Here is a 20,112-nt window from a genome sequence, read left to right on the forward strand (position 1 = left end):
AGCAGTTCTCACAAGCGGAGAACTGCTTTTTAATGTAACCCTGGATATCCTTGTTGACGTAATGCCTCATAAATAACAATTGCAGCCGTATTGGACAAATTAAGTGATCGCACATGATCACTTTGTGGAATACGTAAACACATATCTCGGCGTTCATAAGCAAAGTCCTTCGGCAAACCTGTAGTTTCTTTTCCGAACATAAAATAAATATCTCGGTCTTGATCACTAAAATCATTTTTCGTAAACGGCTCATCACTGTATGTTTCGATTAAATAAACATCTCCATTTTTAGAGTACTCTATAAAATCCTCAAGTGAATCATGATAGACAATATTTACACTATGCCAATAATCTAAGCCCGCCCGTTTCAGCATTTTATCATCCGTTGAAAAACCTAGCGGACGAATTAAATGGAGCGATGTATTAGTACCCGCACAGGTACGTGCAATATTCCCCGTATTGGCTGGTATTTCTGGTTGATATAAAACGATATGCAATGGCATAACGACACACTTCCTTATTAAAAAATTCTTTAAGATGACTCTTTAAAAAGTTAACGAAGCCTTCCTCTTTTGGAGCGACTCTTCTCACAATTAGAGCGGATCCGCTCTCAATCATAGGAACTCCAAGCAATTGATTTCATCCCTACATTAAACTGTAGTTAGTCAATTGCTTCTACATCCAATACTACTTAAAAAACTGCAACCCTTTATAAATTTCACTTCGCACTTCTTCGTCCTGCTCTGTAGCTTCTGCTTCATGTAAGGCAGTTTGTGCAGTATCCCCGCCAATCTTACCCAAAGCCCATGCGGCTGTGCCTCGAATGACAGGACGGTCATCTTTATGAAGTAGAGCAATCAAATCTGGTATGGCGGCTTCCTCTTTAAAATGAGCAAGTGCCAAGATGGCATTACGCTGGATAGGCTTTTTTCCACGCCATGAGCCTGAAACATGACCAAATCTCCCCTTAAATTCCCGATTAGTAATCGTTAAAAGCGGTGTCAATAATGGTTTGGCTAGCTCTGGATCTGGTATAAATTCTTCATGAATCCAATTAATTTTCCCTTTATTTTTAGGACATACTGTCTGGCATGTATCACAGCCATAGAGTCGATTACCGATATGACTACGAAACTCATCTGGTAATGTACCCTTCGTTTGAGTCAGAAAAGCAATACAACGCTGTGCATCCAATTGTCCACCTTGAATTAAGGCTCCCGTTGGACAAACATCCAAGCACAGTCGACAATCTCCGCATTCATCCTCCATTGGCTTATCTGGCGCAAATGGAATATTTGTAATGAGCTCTCCTAAATACACATAGGAACCAAATTCAGGCGTTATAATCGAGCAATTTTTTCCGCTCCACCCAATGCCTGCACGTTCAGCTACCGCCCGATCTACAAGGGCTCCTGTATCAACCATTGATTCAATACGTACACCTTTGACATGTTCCTCAAGCCAAGTAGATAATAGCTTTAAACGCTCACGTAATGCTGTATGATAATCGACACCCCATGAAGCACGGCAAAAAATTCCACGTCGCGCACCCCTTTTACCAATTGGTGCATTTTGCATACGTGAAGGGTAAGCCACAGCTATCGCTACAATACTCTCTGCTTCATCTAGTAATTGAAGGGGTTCTGTACGTTTTTGAATATCACTTTCTTCAAATCCAGACTGATAGCCAAGCTCCTGCTGGCGACGCAATCTGTTTTTTAATTCTGTAAAGGGAGCTGCTGTTGTAAAACCTATTTTATCAACACCAATGGACATCGCATATGCCACAAAATCACGTTGCAGGTCGTGTATGTTCATTTTATTTCCAACTCCTTACATGGTACAATATTAGAAATAGATAAAGTAGGTGATGTTCATTGGAAATTTCCATTAACCCAACTCTATTAACACAACATCCCGAGCTAAAAATCGGCATTATTCATTATACCAAAATTGTTGTAGCAGAATCCCCTCAAATGATTAAAGGGCGTATGCAATTGTATCAGGAAAATCTTTTTCTTGAAATGCAGGAACTTCCTGTAACACAGCGTGAGGGGATCGCAGAATGGCGACAAATTTGGAAAAAGCTTGGTGCTGATCCAAATCGCTATCGTCACTCAGCAGAAAGCCTTATGCGTCGAATTAGTAAGCAAAATTATTTAACGCCAATTCATTCAGGTGTTGATTTAAATAATTTCTTTTCACTTCAATATGAAATGCCAATTGGGCTATATGATGTTGCTCAAATCAAAGGGTTTGTAACAATTGATCTTGGTCATGACGAGATTGGTTATGAAGGTTTGAATGGGCGCTTTAACACATTAGAAAATATTCTGTATAGTCGTGATGAGGTAGGAGCATTTGGCTCACCTTTTGTTGATTCTAAACGCACAGCTGTCACAGAGGAAACAACTGATGCGTTACATATTTTTTATTTCCGCCCTTCCTTAACAAATGATGCAGCGAATGAACTGCTAGCGTCAGCTGGGAAAATGTTTAATCAAATTCATGGCGGACATTATCAAATCGCAATTATATCAAATGATGTACCATCTAAAACACTATAAAAAGGACGTGTTTTCGTGATTAATCTTGCAGAAGCTGTTAAACTAAAAAGTATTTTAGGAAAGAAAACTCAAGAGCTAGTAAACGAACTACATCGCAGTGCCTTTGTAACAGTTGAAAAGGGACAAGCCCCTAAAACAAGTAATCGAGCACTCCCCCTTATTGAAGCTGACTTAGCCCAAGTTCGTCTAGATACTCGTACATTAGACCGCCTCGTTTACGAAGCAAACATCCAAAACACAGTAGACTTTAAAGGTCAAAAGCTAGCACTAGTAGAAGCCATCGAACTAGCAACACAACTTCGTGCCGAGGCTGATATGTGTAAAGATTTCAGTATGCGAGAAAAAGAGAGTGTAAGATTTGGCTATGGCGAAAATACAATGTTATATGAAATTGCTTTGTATGAGCCAGATGAATATCGAGAACGAGCTACAAAGCTTGAAAAAGATGCACATAAGCTATCTAATCTTATTAATTCAAAAAATTACAGTATTCAAATTAACTTTGACGATTCCCGTTATTTCTAGACTCGGGACGGTGAGACTCCAACCCGAGTTGGATGTGCTGTTTTCAAATCTAGCTTTTCAGCTAATTAGTTAAAAACCAATAACAAGTTACCTGTTACTGTATGACCGATGACTAATGACCAACTATAAGCAATGGCCATACTCAAAACAACTTGATTCCATTTGAAAACGCCATCCAGGGCTCTCCTACATTTATGTATGGAGAGCTTTTTTAAGTAGTTCAAAGGGATAATTTGGATGACTAGTTTGCCCCTTTCAAGGACAAAATGGAAGTATCTATAGGAAAGGGGTCATACTATGACACAGCAAGATGATGCAACACATGAGCAAGATATGACATTGACCAACAGACAGGGACATCCAATTACCAACAATCAAAATTTGCGAACAGTCGGTAATCGAGGTCCTGCAACATTGGAAAATTATGATTTTCTAGAAAAAATGAGTCATTTTGACAGAGAGCGAGTTCCAGAACGGGTTGTGCATGCTCGTGGAGCTGGAGCACATGGGTATTTTGAAACCTATGGTGTTGTTGGCAATGAACCTATCTCTAAGTATACACGTGCAAAAGTCTTTCAGGATAAAGGGAAAAAAACACCTGTCTTTGTGCGTTTTTCAACTGTTATACATGGTGGTCACTCCCCAGAAACATTGCGTGATCCCCGCGGTTTTGCAGTAAAGTTTTATACAGAGGATGGCAATTGGGATTTAGTGGGCAATAATTTAAAGATCTTCTTTATTCGTGATGCGCTCAAATTTCCAGATATGATTCATGCTTTTAAGCCTGATCCCATTACTAATATTCAAAACGTTGAACGTTTTTTTGATTTTTGTGCTAGCTCACCAGAAACCTTCCATATGGTAACATTCGTTTACTCTCCTTGGGGGATTCCAGCAAATTATCGTATGATGCAGGGCTCTGGGGTTAATACGTACAAGTGGGTGAATAGTGAAGGCAAGGCAGTCCTTGTCAAATATCATTGGGAACCGCTACAAGGTATTAAAAATTTAACACAAAAAGAAGCAGAGGAAATCCAACAGAAAAATTTCAATCATGCTACACAAGATTTATATGATGCTATCGAACGTGGAGACTTCCCCGAATGGGAGCTACATGTTCAAATTATGGAGGATGGTTCACACCCTGAGCTTGATTTTGATCCATTGGATGATACAAAGCTTTGGCCAAACGATCAATTTCCATGGTATCCAGTTGGCAAAATGGTGTTAAACAAAAACCCTGAAGACTATTTTGCGGAGGTGGAACAGGCTACTTTCGGGACAGGGGTGCTTGTTGATGGCTTAGACTTCTCTGATGATAAAATGTTGCAAGGTCGTACTTTCTCTTATTCTGATACACAACGCCATCGTGTAGGCGCCAACTACTTACAGCTTCCAATTAATGCACCAAAAAAACGTGTAGCGACCAATCAACATGGTGGGCAAATGATGTATAAGCGTGATTTGGCACCTGGACAAAATCCACATATTAATTATGAGCCATCCATGCTGAATGGATTAAAGGAAGCAACACAAGCTGGTAAAGAATATACACCATACATTGAAGGGAACCTTGTTCGTGAATCGATTGATCGTCAAAGTAATACGAAACAGGCTGGTGAAACCTATCGTAACTTTGAACAGTGGGAACGCGAAGAACTTCTTGAAAATTTAATACGTGATCTATCGGTCTGTCATGAGGATATTCAAAATGCCATGATTGCTTTGGCACAAGAAGCCGACGAAGAATATGGTCGCTTACTCAAGGAAGGTTTGCACAACGCTAAAAAAGATTCCTCTGCATCAAAACCACTTGGCAATATCCATGGTGATCAAGCACCTCAAGATGCCATGAATAAAGGACACGACGCTGAGCCATATTGACGAAGCTAAAAAAGACATTACATTTTTTGTAATGTCTTTTACTTTATTGTTCATATGCCTTATACCAATGATAAGGTTGAATTTCCTTTAATGATTTAAATACCAATTCTCCATCTGCATTCGTAATCGCTGCCTTAACATTTTCTCCCCAATAAAAAAGTCTTTCCTGACAGACTCCACAGGGTGTCAGCACTACAAATTTAGATGTTTCATCTTCCCTAGCAACACAAATCGAATGCGTAACTTTTGTATTCAATTTATGTGCCTCTAAAATAGCACCTGTTTCCATACATAATTCAGTAGCAGCATTCATTACCTCGGGAGCGACACTTGTTAAAATTTGCCCATCCGCGGTATATAAGGCTGCAGCTCCTCCCCATCCAGTGGGATATCTTTTTTCTGCTAGTGCAACCGCAGCTTCATACAGTACTTTTTCAATATCCATATTTCCTCTCGCTATCATACATGCACACCTGGTAATATTTTCAACACCTTTTCCTGTGCGTCTAAAATTGCCTCTGTTCCTAATGGAATGGCTATATTCGTTGTTTCATGTCCGAACTTAAAACCTGCCACGACTGGTATTCCTAAATCTGCAAAATACTCCTTCATTAACGAATGAAGTGCTTCTTCATCAGATCCTGTCTGTGTAAATGAACCAATGACGACTCCTGCTAATTGCTCAAATTTCCTTGCTTGTTTTAAATGCTGAAGCATTGAGTCAATAACTGGAATTGTTTCATTTACATCCTCTATTAATAAAATCCTACCTTCAGTTCTTACTTCAAATTTGGTACCTAGTGTGCTGACAAGACGATAGAGATTTCCTCCGATCATTTCACCACGTGTGATGCCCCCAGCAATCGTTGTTAGCGGAGAAATTGCCTCTGTATACTGAATTTCCATAGGGGAAAATAGCTGTAAAAACATTTTTTTTGATAAATCATCCATCTTATTAGCTGACATCAGCATTGGCCCATGAAATGTCACCATATTGGCATACTCATTAATCGCACAATGTAAATATGTAACATCAGAAAAGCCCCAGAAAATCTTAGGATTTTCTTCTATTAAAGCATAATCAATTTTATCAGCAATTCTGGCAGAGCCATAGCCTCCCTTTACACAAAAGATTGCTTTCACTTCTGGGTTTTTTACCATCTCATGAAAATCAGCTAGTCTGATTTCATCACTTCCTGCCAAATATTCATGTTTTGCATGAATCGTATCACCCAGAATATAGCGAAGACCCAATTCGTCCAAAAAAGCTACTGCTTCTCCTAGTTTTTCAGGCTCTACAAGACTTGAAAGTGCAACAACACCGACTAAATCTCCCTTTTGTAAACATGGTACGGTACTTTTCACAGTTATTCCTCCTCTTGTTGTCCTTATTTTAGCATAGCAAAACTTCAGAGGCATTGATTATTGCTATACTGACTGCCTATAATTAACTTTACTATTCAATTAATAAAGGGGTTAAAGCATCTTGAAAATTCCACCATATATATTATTAGTACTCGCAACTCTTTTATGGGGTGGTAATTTTGTTATTGGACGTGCCGTTAGTGAAGATATTCCTCCCCTAACACTTGCCTTTTTACGCTGGTGCGTCGCATTTATTATCTTTTTTCCCATTGCATTTCACCAATTAAAACGTGAATGGCGGTTACTGAAAAGACATTGGTTTATTGTCATCATTCTTTCATTAACAGGTGTTACAGCATTTAACACACTTGTTTACATTGGATTACATTACACAACGTCCATTAATGCATCTTTAATGAACTCTTCTACGCCCATAATGATTTACATACTTTCCTTTATTTTTTTGAAGGAAAAACTATCAAAATATCAGTTAATAGGGACCGTTCTATCACTGAGTGGAGTTGCCTTTATTATAATGGGTGGCTCTTTTACAAGGATTGTCCATTTTACTTTCAACAAAGGGGATTTAATTGTAATCGCAGCAGTATTATGTTGGAGCATATATTCATTGCTCATTAAACAATATGCAACTCGCTTACCAGGGCAGTCTACCTTTCTAGTGACGATTGGACTTGGGGCTATGATGTTATTTCCTTTTTCTCTCTATGAAACACTGTCTAGTGCAACAGCAATTCATTGGGAATGGTCAACCTTTGCTGCTATTTTATATGTTGGTATTTTTGCCTCTATCATTGCTTTTCTCTGCTGGAACAGTGGTGTTATACAGTTGGGAGCGAACAAAGCAAGTATTTATTTAAATTTCATTCCTGTTTTTGCCTCCATTTTTGCCGTCCTTTTTCTAAGTGAAAGATTGCACTCTTTTCAGCTTATAGGTGGACTAGCCGTTGTAGCAGGGGTTATTTTATCAGGAAAAATAAATAAGCAAAGACTTCAATCCTAAGAAGTCTTTGCTTATTTTTGCTAATTCGTACCACCATAAATTACTGTAACATTAGGATGGTTTAATAATTGGCTTGCTGGGAACTCTTCTGTAATATGACCACTTTTCAATTTCTCAATCGCCGCGAGTTTTTTTTCACCAAAGGCAATGAGGATGATTTCCTTTGCCTTCATTATGGAGTGAATGCCCATTGTAATGGCATGTGTTGGTACTTCAGACGGATCATCAAAATAAATAGCATTTTCTGTTCTTGTTGACTCTGTTAGCTCCACAATATTCGTCTTGGCATCAAACGATGTGCCTGGTTCATTAAAAGCAATATGTCCATTTACACCGATACCTAGAAGCTGTAAATCAATGCCTCCTGCTTCTTCAATGCGCTTATCATATGTAGCACATTCTTCAGCTAAATTGGCTGCCTGTCCATTTGGCAAATGGACATTTTTCGGCTGTATATCCACAAAATTAAATAATTTCTCATGCATAAATGTAAAGTAACTTGCTGGACTTGATTGCTCAATGCCAACATACTCATCCAAGTTAAAAGTTTGTACTTCCTTAAAAGATAAATGGCCAGCTTGGTGTCGTGCCACTAATTCTTTATACATGCCTACAGGTGATCCACCAGTTGCTAAACCTAAAACACTATCAGGTTTCTCTTGTATTTGTTTTGAGAAAATAGTAGCTGCCACTTCACTCATTTCCTCATATGTATTCACTTCTATCCATTTCATTCTTTATACGATACCTACCTTACCATTAATATTATTAACTAATATGTAAAATATTTCACTTTATAGTAGCTAATATATTAATCTTACTAGTTATTTAGCTATTTTTCTATCATTTCCTACTTCAGTTTATGCGTGTAATCTAAGACTATTTCGGTTATGTTATTAATAAGGAAGTGAGGCGATTTTATGAATTTACAAATTCAGCACTATTTACAGTATATTCAATTTCAAGGAACGTTAGAGCCATCTATTCAACTACTTGGACAACTACAAACTAAACATCTATTAACCATTCCCTATGAAAATTTAGATGTTGCCTTGAATCGTGGTATCTCCTTCGCTATTCCTGATATATTTAAGAAAATAATTATTGATAAACGTGGTGGCAATTGTTTTGAATTAAATATCTTATTCAGCTGGCTTCTACGAGAGCTTGGCTTTTCTGTCACCAATCGTTATGCCCAGTTTTGGCGCAACGTAGCGGAAAATACCCCTCCAGAGGAAATTCCTATGCATCAATTATTACTAGTAAATATGAGTGGACAATACTATATCTCGGATGTAGGTGTCGGTGCATTAGCACCCTGTAAACCAGTGCCACTGATTGCTGGCTATCAACACCGTGAAGGTAAAGAGTTATATAAAATAGATTATGATGAAGCGAATGGTTGGATGCTGTTGGAACAAGCTAAACATAGTTGGCGTTTGCTTTATAGTTTTCACGACGATGCCAATGATGCAAAATTTGCACCACGACTTTCCAAGCAAAAAAATAAAATTGCTATGATTCGAACCATTGGTGGCCGTCATACCATGATGAACAACGAATTTAGAATTTATGAAGGACAATCCTTAACTACCTATACAACAAACACTGAGAAGGAATGGCTGCAAGCTCTACAGCGTTTTTTTCATATCTCTGTACAATAATAAGGAAAGCAAGTCCATCAGTGGCTTGCTTTCCTTTCACATTATTTCATTGTCCTATTGAGCAATTCAAACACAACTATGTCATTGTGTAGCTCTTTAACTAAACCTATATCATCTACAAAGTAATAAGTTTTCACTACATCACTAAATTCTGACCTTTTCTCGACTATAACCACACCCGTATATTGCACATCACCAGCTTGTACCGTACCATCAGTAGATTTTACAGTTACTCGTTCCCCTGCAGAAACCCCTGGATCATCTTCATGTAAAACAACACCTATTCTAAGTGGAAGTTCTATATATAAATCATAATGTGTGTTAGCTTCACTAGAAATTGCTTGTCCGTATGCACGATCATGACCATATAAAAGCTCATCAGAGATAGTTTGTCCTGTACTTACATTTTTGACTGTCCATACATCATTTTTACCGTCGTGTTGCTGATATTGATAGTTTAAAGTATAACGCTTATTGTCACTTAAAGAATAATAGGCATACGTATATTCAAATGCGGGGTCCCTTAGCAAGTTAGGTTTAGAAAGAGTCATTGCTCTCGCTAAAAACGCTGAGAAATGGGCGCGTGTAACAGGATCATTAGGTTTAAACGAACCATTCTCATAGCCCCTTACTAAATGATTATGGGCCAGTGTTAAAATTTCTTTATAACCTGGCGTCTGCTTACTCACATCTGTAAAATAATAAGGATCTGAACCTTTTAATTGAAAGGCCCTATTTAGCATAATCGCCATTTCCCCCCTAGTAAGCGGTGCATCTGGATGAAATTTATGGGCAGTATCAAATATACCTTTATTTTGCACAGCCGCAATTTCTTTATAAAATTTATGAGTGGTTGTTACATCTTGATAGTTTGGATTTTGCACATGGATCGTGTTTAATCCTAAAGCACGTGTTAGCATTACAGCTACTTGTGCTTTCGTAATAAAATCATTCGGCTTGAACAAGTTATTCGAATACCCTTTCGCAATATCCTGTTCTACTAAATAATGAATTTCCGTCATTAATGTATCATCCGTTAGATCGATAAAGCTGGCTGCCTGCACTTGCTTCGGTAATATACCAATCGTTATCAGGATCAAACATACTAGCTTCAATATGTTCTTCACATTATCCCTCCTCCTTCGATTCTATACCCATAAAGACGTACCCATATGCTTAAAATGAAAAAAGCCTCTATTAAAAGAGACTTTATTCGTTATTTTTATATTGAATTAATCCAATCCCTATTCCAGTCGGATCGACCAAATAAGCTAGATAGAAATCATCAAACGCCATTTTGTCACGCAAAATAGTAGCACCATTGTGTTTTGCCTGTGCAATGACTTCGTCAATTGCATCCACTTCAATTTGAATTCTTGTACCATGCGGAAAATCGCTTGGTCCTTTACCAATGCCACCATTAATCCCAGCTTTGTCTTCATTCCCAGTCATAACTGCCCAATAATCCCACTTTGGAGCTGCCACCTCCCAGCCAAACACTTTACTATAAAAAGCTGCCGCTTTCTCCGGTTCCTGACTATTTAATTCAAAGCCAATCACTTTTCCCATACATATACCCCCTCATTTTTAGCATAACAAATAATTCAACAATAAATTGGAATTCCCTTCCTGCAAACTTTAGAAATTTGACAATATTCCAAATAAAAATTTATGTATTTAATTAGTTAGAAAATTATGTATAATTAAATTAGAACGACTGTTCAAATCATTAAAGGAGTACAACATTGAGTAAAAGACGCTATGACAGTGACAAGGCAAAGATTGAGATTATCAAACATGCCATCCAATTATTTTCTCAACATGGCTATAATCAGACATCTGTTGGTGATATTTCGAAAGCCTCTGGTTATAGTAAAGGACATATTTATTATCATTTCGAAAATAAAGAAAAGTTATTTGTGCTTTTGGCGCAGCAATCGATGAAAAATTGGCATGACAAATGGTTGCAACAAGAATCTTCATACACCACATCCACAGATAAATTGTATGGTATGGCCATGCATGTCCTCTATGAGTATCAAACACCCTTACTAAAGTCAGGTCAGGAACTGGCATCTAATCCCAAATCAAGTCCTGATTCAATACAACAGTTATACAATTTAGCTATTACGCCAATGAATGCTTATCGAGCAATTCTTCAAGAGGGCATCGACCAAAACGAATTTGTTCATGGCAGTGTAGATACATGGACCGTCTTACTTGGCACATGGCTAGGTGGATTATGTCAGCTGACCAATACTCATAACTTGAAATCATTAGAACCACTCTTTCAACAGGCAATAACGATTTTCTTAAAAGAAATTAAAAAAGGTGGGGTTTAAATGAAAGTAGGTTTAATAGGTGATAGCTTAACAGAAGGTCGTCCAGGCGTTTCATTTTATGATCTCTTGAAACATCAATATCCCCATATTTCATTCGATAATCTTGGAAATCCAGGCGAGACGATTAAAAGTTTATTTACTCGCTTGGAAAAAATGCCGCTCCAATCTTCCTATGATCTCCTTATTCTTTGGATAGGCGTCAATGACGTCTATTCAAAATTATTAAAGGTGCAAGCACAGCCTGTGGCGAAGGACCACATTGAATTCGAAGAGTACTGCCTCAAGGTATTAGAGAAAGCACATGACGCTTCCAAAAATGTTGTATTAGTATCTCCAGCATTAGTAGGAGAAGATCTTCAAAATCCCTCTAACAAAGAAATAACACAATTAACGTCTGTTATGGAGTCTATTTCAATGAAATCTGGCAATGTTTATTTTGTAAATATGCAAAATCTCTTTAAAGAGCATTTAGAACATTTGGAGTGCTCAGGCTTTATTAATACGAATGTAATAAGAGTCCTACTGGATGTTTTATTTTACAAAAGTCCTTTACGTATCGATAAATTATCTCAAAAAAGAGGGCTACATGTAACTTTAGATGGTGTTCATTTGAATAGTAAAGGTGCTGATATAGTGGCACAGCAATATAGCTCTATCATTGAACTTTATAAAGTCGAAGGAGACAAAATCGGGAGGTCCTAAAGATGAGGAAGATTGCTGTTGTTACTGGCGGTGTTTCAGGGATAGGAAAGGCTATTTGCCAAGAATTAATTGCTCGAGAAATATTTGTCATTATTGCTGATATTCAAGATCATGAGGGTCGTGTGTTAGAAGCAGAGTTAAATAAGGATATCGCCCATGTAAAATTTGTACATTTAAATGTAACCGATTATAAAAATGTAGCTTCTGTCATTCATGATGTATTTGAAGAATTTCACCGTATAGATTACCTGTTTAATAATGCTGGTATCGCTATGTATGGGGAGATGGGTGAAATGACTATTGAGGATTGGAAGGAAATTATGGCCATTAATTTATGGGGTGTCATTTATGGGACTCAAATAGGCTACCCACTTATGAAAAAACAAGGTTTTGGTCATATCGTCAATACCTCCTCTGCTGCAGGGTTAGGACCTTCTCCTTTTTCTACTGCATACGCTACTACCAAACATGCTGTTATAGGACTAACAACCTCTCTACACTATGAGGCTGAGGAATTCGGGATTAAGGTGAGTACTTTATGTCCAACGTTTGTGGATACACCAATTTTCGATAATGCAAAGGCGATTCATATGGATAAATCAATTATCACCAAACAATTAAAGCAGCAAAAAATGATCTCACCTCAGCGAATTGCAAAAATGGCTATAGAGGGTGTTCATCAAAATAAGCCTATCATTTGTCCAATGCCAATGCGCAAAACACTGGATGTTGTTTTTACTATTTTTCCTTTTTTACACAAAGCGTTAATGAGAATGGTTTGTAAAGTGAGTCGTAATGCACGTTTAACCTAATGTTTCACAAGGCTCCCTACTAATGGGAGCCTTGCTTATTTTATAATACGACACCATCGCTCATTTTAATAATACGATCTGTATATGCCAACATTTCTTCGTCATGCGTCACTAATAATGTAGTTATATTTAAAGTTTTTGTTAATGTTCTTAATAACAACATAATCTCTTTAGAGCGCTGTGAATCTAAACTAGCCGTTGGTTCATCAGCAAACAATACTTTCGGTTGATGAATAATAGCACGTGCAATTGCTACACGTTGCTTCTCTCCCCCTGACAAGGAGGAAGGATAGGCAGTTTTACGATGTTCCATTCCAACTAACTCCAATAGCCGATTGACTTCATATTTCTGTTCATTCTTTTTTAATGGAGATTCAGCTACATCTAGCATTAATAGCAATTGTTCCTCCACTGTCAAAAATGGAACGAGGTGAGCAAATTGAAAAACAAAACCGAATTTACTTGCACGTAATTTTCGTACCTGGCCGGTTTTCATCGTCGTAAGATTCTGCTCTTCAAATAACACTTGCCCATCTGTTGCTGGTTGTAGTCCTGCAGCGATCGTTAATAATGTACTTTTCCCAGAGCCAGAAGCACCTACCAATGCTGTAATCTCTCCTTCATTTAAAGAAAGATTGATGCCCTTTAAGATCTCTTCCTCGACTTCACCATTCTTAAACGTTTTTCGTACTTCATCAATTGTAAATAACGTCATGATTAAGCCTCCCCTTGCTGTATTGCTTGTAACGGTTCAATTTTTTTAATTTGCATTCCTGACAAGGTCGCACCAATAAAGCCTATGAGGAGGAATACAACGGATAACTGTGTTGTAGTGCCTATTGTTAAAGTGAATGGCATCCCCTTAGGAGCAACTATATTAAATAGCTGGCTAAGACTGACAGATACCACAAGTGAAAAGATTGTAATAATAGCCATCTGTGTCCAGATCATTTTAAATAGCTTACTTGTTTTTAATCCAATCGCTTTTAAAATGCCATACAAGCCAATTTTTTGCACATTCATCATATAGAAGAAAATAGCAAACAACATCCCACTAATGACAACTAAGAACCATATAATCATATTTAAAGATAATTGTTCCGCATTATAACTAGGGATAGTATTGAGAAACTCTTTATTGCTATATGCTTGCAATCCCTTAATATCATTTGGCTCACTATTTGGTACAAAAATTAATTGTTTATCAGCTACCCGATACATCTCCTGATAAGCCTCTTCACTAATATAAGCAACGGGAGCATGGCTATATTTTTTTTGCTCTACAAAACCTTTTACAATGAACTTTCCACTGTATTGATTATTCGTTAATATATCTCCAACTTGTATTCCTTTATCTTGTAGTGAGCTATCCAAAAGCAACTCGTCTTGATGCACATTGCTAAAAAGTGTAGATTCAGTTGATGTCACAAAGGCTACACTTTGTTGTTTATCATCCTGATCATTTAAAAAGCCCATCTGGATCGAAAAAGCTACTGCCTCTTTTTCTTTACTTATGACTTTCTGTTGCAGGTCGCTATCGATTCTTGAAAGATTAAACGTGCCATCCGCATCCTCAGCCATATAAAATTGTCCCTTCGGTAAATCCTTAATTAAAGCTGCATTATCCTGTGACAGACCATTTGCTAAACCCGAGATAATAAACGTTAAAAAACTAACTAGGAAGATAATGGAGCCCAAGATTAAAAACCGTACTTTATTCTTCTTCATTTCTTTCCAGGCAAGATTCATCACTAACCCCTCCATTTCTTTGATTACTCCTAGCTTAAAATTGTTAAATGAACAGAGCATGAACTAATCGTTAAAATGTAGTGATTATATAAAAAGCCACTCTATAAAGGCATTTTTATCCCATAGAGTGGCATCTTTTTTGAATCTTATTTATCTTTACTTACTAAAATCCCTCGCCTTGAATGAATTGATATTTTTGATTTCTAATCAAGGTCTTAATATTTTATACGAACTGTGAATTTCAATTGTAGTATGAATATAGGATCTAAAAAAACTCTTAAAGAATTTCAATACCTTTTCATCTTCATTTCTTACATCAAAACAAGCATACGGTATATTTAGTTGAATTTGATTTTTAATAACCTCGCCCAGTAAAGGTCTTAAAATATAATGATTTCTTCTATCTTCTTTAATAAAGAGGGAAGTAATAAATAAATGTTCATTATTCACATTTGTACTTAATATCCACCCGATGATTTCCTCTTTGTAGTAAACCCAAAAACTCGTTTGTGGACTAGCTTCACCAAATTGAAAATCCTCTAAGGGTGATAAATGCTTAGGATACCAATCAACATTGCGTAACGACTCCAGTTCCGCTTCATGAATTTGATTCAACGCTTTAACAGAGATGTCTTCTGGAAATGTGTTTTTTTCGATCCATTTTTCTTTGCTCATATCTTTCACATTAATCATAAAGTGAGTTTTGTCTAAAATTGGTGGAGTCCACGATTGCTTTCTTAATGTGTATTTTACATTCGGACTAGTTTCAGGAAAAACATTTGTATATAAAACATTTGCACCTTTTGCTTTTAGTTCTTTTTCGGCAAACTTTAGTAGTTTTTCTTCTATGTTTTTATTTTTAAACTTATCTCTAACATTTACTGAGTAGACGACGCCCATTCTATCTAACTCTTTGTATTCCGCCAATATTGCTCCGAGAACTTCACTATTTTTATCAACTGAAACGCCTAGGACAAACGAGTCATTGTTTAGGTCATTAAATAAAAAGTCACCTTTAATATTTTTAAAATGCAGTAATACTTCATTAACTTGGGTTTCATTTATTCTTTGGATTAGCATGATTTTTACCTTCTTAATGAAAATAGTCTATTATTTGAGGTTTAGTAAAAAAGGGAAATGGATCACCTCGATAAGTGATCCATTCCAACTAAGGATTTACTTAAGGTCCCTCATTTCCAGTACCTTTAACACTTTTTATATAAGACGCTGGCTTTTCTGCGGTTGCTTTTATACGGATATGAATATATTGCGAAGTATTAGCTTGGATCTCAATAGAAGTAACACCAAATATAGTTGGAGCATTTGACCATTCTACTGCATCATCTGCTGCGTTTGGATTACTATCCACAAAATACTCATATGTCTTCTGAGTTTGTAAATTTGATAATTTTGTATACCCAGCAACACCTACCGCTACTGTAGGTTCAGGTGCAGCAGCAGGTTTGATATCGTTTAACTCAATTTGCGTTAAATCTTGTACATCATTTGCTGGTTGCCCTCCTGCTGAAGCTATACGAATATGCACAAATTGACCCGCATTTATCGAAATATTATCAATTTCTGTTGTTCCTGATAGGGGTATTAATGTTGCGCCTGCCCAGTCTGTGCTAATAGATGTAGTAGCATTACTATCTATTATATATTCATACGTCACACCATCTGTTAATCCTGTCAGTTTCATTGTTCCTGCATTCGTTCCTTGTGCTTTCATTGCATTAGGTGCAGCAATTGGATTTACAATTGTTAATGGTATATTCGTTATATTTATTGTTTTTGCATCAGAATAGACTGTTTCATTCACAAATTCTTTTTGAGGCTTCGCTTTATTCAAAGCAGCGTCTTTTAAAGAAATATCGTTACCATTTGCACTCATCGTGATGGTTGTATTTTGTTCAATTTTTGATACGGTTGTTGCACCTAACGTGACAGTTACGGTATCTCCTAAAAGTTCAAAGGTATCATCATTAGCAAAAGCAAACGTAGAATTTGTTTGATTACTTAAAGTAAAATCATTCGCTAAATCAATTAGATTAGCCAAACCAAGATTTACATCCTCTGAGAAGATAATCGTTAACTGATCCCCTACATCTACACCGTTAGAATCCTTATCTACGAAGCCTGAACTAATAATAACTGGTGCAGCCTGATCAACTGCTGTCACATGAATCCCAGCTATATTCACTCCATTGATATCTATGATAGATTCATTTGGATTTTGAATAACCTCTGGTGTGAAGTGAGTACCAACCATTGGTTCCACTCTAATTGTAATATATTTGTTTTCACCTTGTGTATATAATGGATTAGGATTACCATTGCTAAGCAGTGGCGTTCTTCCATTTTTGTCTGTTACTTTTATAGATTCTACAGTAAAGCCAGGGACTGTAAATGAATCCTTAGTTACTGTCGTTGGATCAATATTTGCTGAAAATTTTAGGCGAATGGTTTCCATTTTTCCATCTTGTGAGCTGACCCCATCTTTACCATCTATCGTAACCGTTTCTAGCAATGGGTTATTTACTATTGTATTAGCAACTACTTGTCCCATCTTTTTCGCGATTTTACCTGCTGACGTTCTTTCTACTACAACAACTACCTTACCAGCAGCTGCTGAAATTTTACCATCAGGCGGAAGTGTTTCCCAAGAAGATACATCAGCATTTAATGATGGCTTTCCAGCGTCTGCTGCATTCGCATCATCAAAAACTTTAAAAGCAAACTCATTACCTAAATCTACAGGTTCATCAACTGTAATATTTATTTTATCGTTACTGAATGGATCATCCACTGCCGTAACAGCTAATGGGCTTAAAGATCCGATGCTAACTCGTGTTCTTAAACTCTCTGCATATTGAGTACCATTGTCTGTTACTTTTATAATCGCTACATCAATTTCAGACATCCCATTAGCAAAACCAGAGGAAATCGCAATTGATTTTTCACCATTTCCGTCAGGAAGTATACCCCATTCTAATTGATTGCCTGAAACATCGTATACAGAAATCATATAATCACCTATTGGGGAAGGTAGTTTAACTGTCACTTTGTCTGCCCCAGTAGCATTGTCAGTAACAGTAATATCACTAACTGCTGGTGCATTCGGGAAAGTCGTTGGTACTCCTTTTTCGACTCTTGTGCTTTCAGTTTTTCCGTTTTCTGTAACTGTTACATAGACTTTATCAAGTCCTAGAGGAAATCCTCCTAGAATCTCTACTATACTAAGTGCAGTTGACGTTGTTACTGAAAAGCTTCCAAGGATATTTCCATTTGTACTTGCATCATACACTTTAATTAATGAGCCTACTGGTAATGAAGGTAAAGCAATCATATCCTTGCCTGCTGTCGCGTAATTAACCAATTGTATGTGTGAAGAAGCTTGTGATTGATTTGAACTTTGAACATATACCGTCGTTGATAAACTTGCTGGTATGTTCCCACTTGCTGCATACCGTACTTCATAGTTTCCTGCACCTAAGCCAATAATTTCTGTTGCTAATAAAGGTACATTCGTCCAACTTGTGTCTGTAACTAGTTTATATTGATATTTCTTACTTGCATTTAAACCTGTAATCTTACCATCATTTCCTACTAAAGTTGGAGACACCCCTTGTAAACCCTTTGGTGCTGATGGTGCTACGGGAACTGTTGTATCAATAGACCCGCTACCTGAGTTATCAGATGACGTATCGGATAAATCTGGGTTTTTTGTTCCAGCAACTCGTTCGACATTGCCTTTTACAGAATTATAATTTTGAATTATATCAGCAGGTTTTGAACCTGTTGGAATAACAAGGTTGCCAATTTTGGTTTCTGTTCCTATTGTAACTTTTGTTTCTCTATTAAGTGTTTCAAGATTACTTACTCGACCGATTGTTTGCAGATTTACATTTGCACTTGTCATAAGAGATAGATTAACAATGTCACTTTTACCAGATAATTTAACCTCACCTGTAGTTGTTACTTGTAAAGCAGTTACATTTGAGTTAATGACGACGTCAGTAGCTCCCTGGACAATCAATACTTTAGGAAGCACCACTGAACTTCCAGCAGTTAATATTGCATTGCTATTAACAACAATCTCTCCTACTGTAGATGCTCCAGATGTTTTCGATAGGAAAATAACATCAGCATTTTTATCCACACCCACATCACCCAATTGAAATTCACTGAAAACTACTCTTCCTCTTACTTTAGTTTCATTCGCAGCTATAGGTAAGTTATTCATAGATGCAACCTTTGCTCCAAAAGATTTATATGCATTAGTTTGATTTGCTAGTTGCAAAGTATCATCAATCGTCGTTTTACCTTCCACTTTCAAGAATTCAGAGTAGAAAGAATTCTCAACGCCTTTACCAACATGTAAATCGCCTTTAATGCTGATATTCTTCATTGTGATGTAATCGCTATTTACAATGACAGTAGAATCGATAGTTGCACCTTTTCCATCAAAGACAGCATGATTTACATAGGGGTTATTAGTATCAGTACTTGGTGTACCTTTTGCAGTTAATTCAATAGATTGTATTTGTTCAATTTTATTCTCTTTTATAGTTAGTTTTAAGTTGGCACCTTTTAATGTCGCTAGATTACTCGGATTAATCCATTTCTTTTGATCATCTGAAAGTGTGTATGTACCTTCAGAAGTCACCAGTGTCTCATCTGTAATATTGGAGATCGTCTCATTCACATGAACAGGAACAGGTGTTATTCTGTTTTCACTACGGTAAATGAACGCTGCTAGTTGTCCACGAGTCACACTTTTATTAGGCGAAAATGTTGTTGAGGTTGTTCCGGATGTGATTTCATTTTCAATCAATACCCCAACATAATTATTAAACCAATCATCTTGACTCACATCTGTAAAGTTTATTTTTTGTTGAGAATTTTCTGATTTTAAATCATAGGCTAATGAGATAATTTTTGCCATCTGTGCACGAGTCACAGGATCATTCGGTCTGTATTCACCTTCAGATCCCACAATAATTCCTTTATCGGCTAATGCAGCAATATATTTATAGAAATTATGCTTTTCAGAGACATCTTTAAATCCTGGGTTCTTAATATTAGTTGTATCTAAATCTAATGCAAGTGCGATGATTTTTGCAGCATGGGCGCGAGTTAAAGGTTCTTTTGGACGGAAAGTACCATCTTCATAGCCACTTATAATATTACGTGCATGTAAACTATTTACTGCTTCATAAAAGTATGCATTTGACTGTACATCTTTGAATTTAGTTGCAGCTGCGTTAGCATTTGGTATCACTGTCACTAAACTACCTACCACAACAGATGCTGTAACTGTAGATGCTATTATCTTGTTAAAATTTTTATTCTTTTTTTTCATAATCTCACATTCTTTCCCTCATTATTGATGGTGACTTATTTACTAATAAATAGTAATTTGCGATATATCTTTTTGTATGTTTTTTTAAATTGGAATATCTCCCTTTCTTATTATAA

The 20,112-nt window shown here is 36.8% G+C and carries 19 protein-coding genes; 8 read left to right on the forward strand and 11 right to left on the reverse strand.

Annotated features, from left to right (window positions below; translation table 11 throughout):
- Nucleotides 1-29: 29 nt before the first annotated feature.
- Together trmL and queG are read right to left on the reverse strand one after the other, a co-directional pair.
- Nucleotides 30-503 (reverse strand): tRNA (uridine(34)/cytosine(34)/5-carboxymethylaminomethyluridine(34)-2'-O)-methyltransferase TrmL, encoded by a 474-nt coding sequence (gene trmL, locus LBYS11_RS19320; protein WP_004230835.1) that lies wholly within the window; start codon nucleotides 501-503, stop codon nucleotides 30-32.
- 184 nt (nucleotides 504-687) lie between these two features.
- On the reverse strand, nucleotides 688-1,818 hold the full coding sequence (gene queG / locus LBYS11_RS19325) for a tRNA epoxyqueuosine(34) reductase QueG (protein WP_103118816.1): 1,131 nt from the start codon (nucleotides 1,816-1,818) through the stop codon (nucleotides 688-690).
- A 59-nt stretch (nucleotides 1,819-1,877) separates the two neighbouring features.
- Between queG and LBYS11_RS19330 the strand changes: the two genes are divergently transcribed.
- The 3 genes from LBYS11_RS19330 to LBYS11_RS19340 all read left to right on the forward strand — a co-directional run bounded on the left by LBYS11_RS19330 (nucleotide 1,878) and on the right by LBYS11_RS19340 (nucleotide 4,976).
- Nucleotides 1,878-2,567: a B3/B4 domain-containing protein gene (locus LBYS11_RS19330; protein WP_103118817.1), complete on the forward strand. Its 690-nt coding sequence runs from the start codon at nucleotides 1,878-1,880 to the stop codon at nucleotides 2,565-2,567.
- Between the two features lie 15 nt (nucleotides 2,568-2,582).
- A complete protein-coding gene (locus LBYS11_RS19335) occupies nucleotides 2,583-3,092 on the forward strand; it encodes a hypothetical protein (RefSeq protein WP_048391820.1) in 510 nt (169 codons plus the stop codon).
- Between the two features lie 297 nt (nucleotides 3,093-3,389).
- Nucleotides 3,390-4,976 carry a catalase gene (locus tag LBYS11_RS19340; protein WP_048391822.1) on the forward strand — a complete coding sequence of 529 codons (1,587 nt, stop codon included), beginning with the start codon at nucleotides 3,390-3,392 and terminating at the stop codon, nucleotides 4,974-4,976.
- 43 nt (nucleotides 4,977-5,019) lie between these two features.
- Here LBYS11_RS19340 and LBYS11_RS19345 read toward each other — a convergent pair whose 3' ends face one another.
- Both LBYS11_RS19345 and LBYS11_RS19350 read right to left on the reverse strand, forming a co-directional pair.
- The gene (locus LBYS11_RS19345) at nucleotides 5,020-5,421 is read right to left on the reverse strand and encodes a cytidine deaminase (RefSeq protein WP_048391850.1); all 402 of its coding nucleotides are present in this window, start codon (nucleotides 5,419-5,421) and stop codon (nucleotides 5,020-5,022) included.
- Between the two features lie 14 nt (nucleotides 5,422-5,435).
- Nucleotides 5,436-6,341 (reverse strand): S66 peptidase family protein, encoded by a 906-nt coding sequence (locus LBYS11_RS19350; protein ID WP_048391824.1) that lies wholly within the window; start codon nucleotides 6,339-6,341, stop codon nucleotides 5,436-5,438.
- 121 nt (nucleotides 6,342-6,462) lie between these two features.
- Between LBYS11_RS19350 and LBYS11_RS19355 the strand changes: the two genes are divergently transcribed.
- Nucleotides 6,463-7,362, forward strand: a complete 900-nt coding sequence (locus LBYS11_RS19355; protein ID WP_103118818.1) for a DMT family transporter — start codon at nucleotides 6,463-6,465, stop codon at nucleotides 7,360-7,362.
- Nucleotides 7,363-7,382: 20 nt separating this feature from the next.
- Here the strand turns inward: LBYS11_RS19355 and nagB are convergent, their stop codons facing one another.
- On the reverse strand, nucleotides 7,383-8,096 hold the full coding sequence (gene nagB / locus LBYS11_RS19360) for a glucosamine-6-phosphate deaminase (protein WP_103118819.1): 714 nt from the start codon (nucleotides 8,094-8,096) through the stop codon (nucleotides 7,383-7,385).
- A gap of 186 nt (nucleotides 8,097-8,282) precedes the next feature.
- On the opposite strand from nagB, the gene LBYS11_RS19365 reads away from it, so the two are divergent.
- Complete coding sequence (locus tag LBYS11_RS19365) at nucleotides 8,283-9,026, forward strand: arylamine N-acetyltransferase family protein (RefSeq protein WP_103118820.1); 744 nt, start codon at nucleotides 8,283-8,285, stop codon at nucleotides 9,024-9,026.
- A 41-nt stretch (nucleotides 9,027-9,067) separates the two neighbouring features.
- Here the strand turns inward: LBYS11_RS19365 and LBYS11_RS19370 are convergent, their stop codons facing one another.
- The gene (locus LBYS11_RS19370; RefSeq protein ID WP_103118821.1) at nucleotides 9,068-10,153 is read right to left on the reverse strand and encodes an S-layer homology domain-containing protein; all 1,086 of its coding nucleotides are present in this window, start codon (nucleotides 10,151-10,153) and stop codon (nucleotides 9,068-9,070) included.
- 82 nt (nucleotides 10,154-10,235) lie between these two features.
- Nucleotides 10,236-10,595, reverse strand: a complete 360-nt coding sequence (locus LBYS11_RS19375; RefSeq protein ID WP_066038295.1) for a VOC family protein — start codon at nucleotides 10,593-10,595, stop codon at nucleotides 10,236-10,238.
- A gap of 176 nt (nucleotides 10,596-10,771) precedes the next feature.
- Here LBYS11_RS19375 and LBYS11_RS19380 point away from each other — a divergent pair, with 176 nt between their 5' ends.
- From LBYS11_RS19380 to LBYS11_RS19390, 3 genes are read left to right on the forward strand one after another with little or no spacing between them, the layout of a single operon-like run.
- Nucleotides 10,772-11,368: a TetR/AcrR family transcriptional regulator gene (locus LBYS11_RS19380; protein ID WP_103118822.1), complete on the forward strand. Its 597-nt coding sequence runs from the start codon at nucleotides 10,772-10,774 to the stop codon at nucleotides 11,366-11,368.
- Entirely contained in the window at nucleotides 11,369-12,070 is a 702-nt protein-coding gene (locus tag LBYS11_RS19385) for an SGNH/GDSL hydrolase family protein (protein WP_103118823.1), read from the forward strand.
- A 2-nt stretch (nucleotides 12,071-12,072) separates the two neighbouring features.
- Nucleotides 12,073-12,882: an SDR family NAD(P)-dependent oxidoreductase gene (locus LBYS11_RS19390; RefSeq protein ID WP_103118824.1), complete on the forward strand. Its 810-nt coding sequence runs from the start codon at nucleotides 12,073-12,075 to the stop codon at nucleotides 12,880-12,882.
- 40 nt (nucleotides 12,883-12,922) lie between these two features.
- Here the strand turns inward: LBYS11_RS19390 and LBYS11_RS19395 are convergent, their stop codons facing one another.
- The 4 genes from LBYS11_RS19395 to LBYS11_RS19410 all read right to left on the reverse strand — a co-directional run bounded on the left by LBYS11_RS19395 (nucleotide 12,923) and on the right by LBYS11_RS19410 (nucleotide 19,996).
- Nucleotides 12,923-13,597, reverse strand: a complete 675-nt coding sequence (locus LBYS11_RS19395; RefSeq protein ID WP_103118825.1) for an ABC transporter ATP-binding protein — start codon at nucleotides 13,595-13,597, stop codon at nucleotides 12,923-12,925.
- A gap of 2 nt (nucleotides 13,598-13,599) precedes the next feature.
- The gene (locus tag LBYS11_RS19400; RefSeq protein WP_103119109.1) at nucleotides 13,600-14,631 is read right to left on the reverse strand and encodes an ABC transporter permease; all 1,032 of its coding nucleotides are present in this window, start codon (nucleotides 14,629-14,631) and stop codon (nucleotides 13,600-13,602) included.
- Between the two features lie 207 nt (nucleotides 14,632-14,838).
- Complete coding sequence (locus LBYS11_RS19405) at nucleotides 14,839-15,711, reverse strand: GNAT family N-acetyltransferase (protein WP_066038299.1); 873 nt, start codon at nucleotides 15,709-15,711, stop codon at nucleotides 14,839-14,841.
- 100 nt (nucleotides 15,712-15,811) lie between these two features.
- Nucleotides 15,812-19,996 (reverse strand): S-layer homology domain-containing protein, encoded by a 4,185-nt coding sequence (locus tag LBYS11_RS19410; RefSeq protein WP_103118826.1) that lies wholly within the window; start codon nucleotides 19,994-19,996, stop codon nucleotides 15,812-15,814.
- Between the last annotated feature and the right edge of the window lie 116 nt (nucleotides 19,997-20,112).

This window comes from Lysinibacillus sp. YS11 (assembly GCF_002896375.1).
In the GTDB taxonomy this organism is placed as follows: domain Bacteria; phylum Bacillota; class Bacilli; order Bacillales_A; family Planococcaceae; genus Lysinibacillus; species Lysinibacillus capsici.